Raw genomic sequence first — 3,726 nt, 5'->3', positions numbered from 1 at the left:
TATTGTTTTTGATTAACTAACAATATTTTTAAGTAAATTCGGTTTTATTATTATAATGAAGAGACTTTTTATATACATAATAGTGTTAGCAAATATTTATCTAGCAAATGCACAAGAACAATTCTCTGTGTATTTTGATAGCAATAAATATGAGCTGTCTGTGCCAGAAAATAAAGAGATTCAAGCTTGGATAAAGCAAAATCCAGAAAGTAAAATTTTGGCTATAAATGGTTATACAGACGAAGATGGTTCTTATCAATACAATGATTCTTTAGCACAAAAAAGGGTTGAAAAAGTGTATCAAAGCATCAAAGGTAAAGTAAAAATTCGTGAAGACTTTAAAACCAGAAGCTTTGGTGAGAACTTTCAACAATCAAAAAATAAAGCCGAAAATAGAAAAGTTACGATTTACTATTTATTAGTAAAAGATATCCCACGAGAAGAAGAAATTTTAGGTTTAAAATCTAAAAAAGCAGTTAAAGTAAAAAAGCCAATTGTCTTTCCAGATAAGGTTATAATAGATAATTTTAACGGTACAAAATCAGAATACAAGCTCGATGTAAAGTTTATGGATGAGTTGTGTTATGCAGAGCCAGGGACAAAATTAAAGCTAAATAACTTAAATTTTATTTCAAACACTTTTGCAGTTACAAACGATTCTCGTGGAAAATTATACGAACTTTTGTTAGTTATGCAAGAACGACCAGAAATGGTTATAAGTATTCAAGGACATTTGTGTTGTGTTCCTGTCGATAGAAAAGATTTATCAACACAAAGAGCCAAAGCTGTTAAACAATTTTTAGAACTTAACGGAATTGAAAAAACAAGAATGAGTTTCAAAGGTTTTGGAAGCTCGATTCCGTTATTTGCCTTGCCAGAAAAAACAGAAGAGGAAAGAGCTGCCAATCGCAGAGTAGAAATTGAAGTTATAGAAAACTAATAGATGAAAACACATTGTATTTTACTTTTTTTATTTTTTTCGCTAGTAGGAAATTCTCAAGAAAAATTTGAGATTTTCTTCAATTTTAATGCAGCTATTCCAAACGAAAAATCAGCCAAAAATTTCCAAAAATGGATTTCTGAAAATTCAAAAGCAGAAATAACTAAAATATATGGTTATTGCGATAGTGTAGATGATAAATCATACAACAAAGAATTATCTGTAAAAAGAATAAATTCAGTTATTAAAACCTTAAAAGAGAACAATTTCAAATTGAGTAAAAGTATCGATTTGAAACCTTTTGGTAAAGATTTTGAACGTTCTATAAATCAAAATGAAAACCGAAAAGTGGTTATTTTTTACAAAATTGGATTAGCAAAAAAAACAACAGATTCAAATAAAGAAATTCCATCGCCTCCGTTTGATTATAATTCGAAAGTTTCGAACGAAAAAGCCACATTAGCATCAAAATTCGCAACTGCTAAAGTTGGTGATTTAGTAAAAATTGAAAATATTTATTTTTACTTAGATTCTGATAAAATTGTCGAAAAATCTAAGCCGTTATTATTAGAATTGTATTCGATATTAGTAAAAAATCCAAAGCTTAAAATTGAAATTCAAGGTCATATTTGTTGCAACACAGATCCTACGGACATGAAATTATCAAATAAAAGAGCTTTGTTTATTTATGCCTATCTTTTAGAAAAAGAAATTTTATTTAATAGACTTTCATACAATGGCTTCGGAAGTTCAAAACCTATTTACAAAATTCCAGAAAAAAACGAAGCTGAAAGATTAGCAAATCGCCGTGTTGAAATACTAATTGTAGAAAAGTAAAAATTCGTAATTCGTAATTCGCAATTCGTAAATCAAATTGTTATCTTTGCTCAACAACACAACAAACAAAAATGAGTTCTGATACTTCAAAAAGATATGCACTTCGAGGCGTTTCGGCAGGCAAAGAAGATGTGCACAACGCCATCAAAAACATCGACAAAGGATTATTCCCAAAAGCATTCTGCAAAATTGTTCCGGATTATTTAACAAATGACGAAGAATATTGTCTCATCATGCATGCAGATGGCGCAGGAACAAAATCGTCCTTAGCCTATATGTACTGGAAAGAAACAGGCGATATGTCTGTCTGGAAAGGAATTGCGCAAGATGCGCTCATCATGAATATTGACGATTTATTATGCGTTGGCGCGACCGATAATATTATGTTATCATCAACCATTGGACGTAATAAAAACCTCATTACTGGCGAAGTCATTTCAGCTATTATTAATGGAAGCGAAGAGCTAATTGCCGAACTAAAAACTTTCGGAGTAACCATACATTCTACAGGTGGCGAAACTGCCGATGTGGGCGATATCGTACGAACACTTATCGTCGATTCGACCGTCACAGCTCGTATGAAACGCAAAGATGTAGTAAATAATGACAACATTCAATCAGGAGATGTAATCGTAGGATTAGCTTCTTTTGGACAAGCAAATTATGAGAAATCATATAATGGTGGTATGGGAAGCAACGGACTCACATCAGCCCGTCACGATGTTTTCGATAAGTATTTAGCACATAAATACCCAGAAAGTTTCGATGCACAAGTGCCCCACGAACTCGTATATTCAGGAAGTGTAAAACTAACTGATAAAGTAGTGAACTCTCCAATAGATGCTGGTAAATTAGTGCTTTCTCCAACAAGAACTTATGCGCCAATTATCAAAAAAATACTAGAAAACTATACACCAAACGAAATACATGGCATGGTGCATTGTAGCGGAGGAGCACAAACAAAAATCTTGCATTTTATAGATAATTTGCATGTTATAAAAGACAATTTATTTCCAATTCCACCACTTTTCAAACTTATACAAGAGCAGTCAAAAACCGATTGGAAAGAGATGTATCAAGTCTTCAATTGTGGTCATAGAATGGAAATTTATGTTCCTTCAACCATAGCAAACAACATTATCGAAATCTCGAAATCATTTGGTGTCGATGCCCAAATTGTAGGTAGAGTAGAGGCAAGCGAAAATAAAAAACTAACAATAAAATCAGAATACGGAACTTTTGAATATTAGATTTTTTTAGGAGCCATCCCGATAGCTATCGGGACTGCTGTACGTTTTAATCTTTTCTTTTTCTAAAGAAAAAAAGAAAAGGATTTTCACTCCCATCAGGGCTAAAATAGTTGTAATTTTCAGTAATAATATAATAAATCCGTTCTAATCAGTATAAATCCGCGTTATCCGTGGGCAAAAAAATAATTATGTACGAACTAGTATTTTGGAATTATAAAGAAGGAATTTATTTAAACCATCATTTGGTTTACGAAGCCATTTCGGATGAAGAAATAGTCGATGGACTCGAAGATTTACCCATTGAAGTGATCCTAAACAGAATCGCAAACGTTTTCTCAAAATGGGAAAAAGTAGATGAGAAAAGCTGGAAAAATAACGACGGAGTAGGCGCATTTCATATTAGAACAACGCCACAAAGTATCAAAATAGATTGCTACGGAACTGAAGGAAAAACGATGGACAAATTGGTAGATATTCTCGAAGAATATAAATGTCCGTTATACGATCCGCAAGTTCCTGAAAGACATGATGAATTTAATGAGTAATACAATTCTTATGGACTTCGATTTTGCTGCAAACTACACTTTAGAAAATGATTTCGTTCGATTAGAACCTTTACAAGAATCTCATTTCATCAATTTATTTACAGAATCATTGCAAAATCCAGAAATCTGGAAATATTCCTCTTTGCCAGCAATT

General features: G+C 32.2%; 4 protein-coding genes. All 4 read left to right on the top strand.

The annotated features are described in order from the left end of the window. The first annotated feature begins 82 nt into the window (after window positions 1-82). Entirely contained in the window at window positions 83-940 is an 858-nt protein-coding gene (locus ACHZC3_RS07530; RefSeq protein WP_394759250.1) for an OmpA family protein, read from the top strand. Between the two features lie 3 nt (window positions 941-943). After that, entirely contained in the window at window positions 944-1,777 is an 834-nt protein-coding gene (locus tag ACHZC3_RS07525) for an OmpA family protein (RefSeq protein ID WP_394759249.1), read from the top strand. A gap of 71 nt (window positions 1,778-1,848) precedes the next feature. Then, the gene (locus ACHZC3_RS07520; protein WP_394759248.1) at window positions 1,849-3,027 is read left to right on the top strand and encodes an AIR synthase related protein; all 1,179 of its coding nucleotides are present in this window, start codon (window positions 1,849-1,851) and stop codon (window positions 3,025-3,027) included. A gap of 188 nt (window positions 3,028-3,215) precedes the next feature. Beyond that, on the top strand, window positions 3,216-3,572 hold the full coding sequence (locus tag ACHZC3_RS07515) for a hypothetical protein (protein WP_394759247.1): 357 nt from the start codon (window positions 3,216-3,218) through the stop codon (window positions 3,570-3,572). Window positions 3,573-3,726 lie beyond the last annotated feature (154 nt).

This window comes from Flavobacterium sp. (genome assembly GCF_043720215.1).
GTDB lineage: Bacteria > Bacteroidota > Bacteroidia > Flavobacteriales > Flavobacteriaceae > Flavobacterium.
The sequence above is the reverse complement of the archived record's forward strand: the minus strand, read 5'-3'. Positions and strand labels throughout refer to the sequence as shown.

What these genes read in the sequence shown, in the direction of transcription:
- ACHZC3_RS07525 (WP_394759249.1), top strand. Translation starts at nt 944, where the DNA reads ATGAAAACACATTGTATTTTACTTTTTTTATTTTTTTCGCTAGTAGGA.
- ACHZC3_RS07520 (WP_394759248.1), top strand. Translation starts at nt 1,849, where the DNA reads ATGAGTTCTGATACTTCAAAAAGATATGCACTTCGAGGCGTTTCGGCA.
- ACHZC3_RS07515 (WP_394759247.1), top strand. Translation starts at nt 3,216, where the DNA reads ATGTACGAACTAGTATTTTGGAATTATAAAGAAGGAATTTATTTAAAC.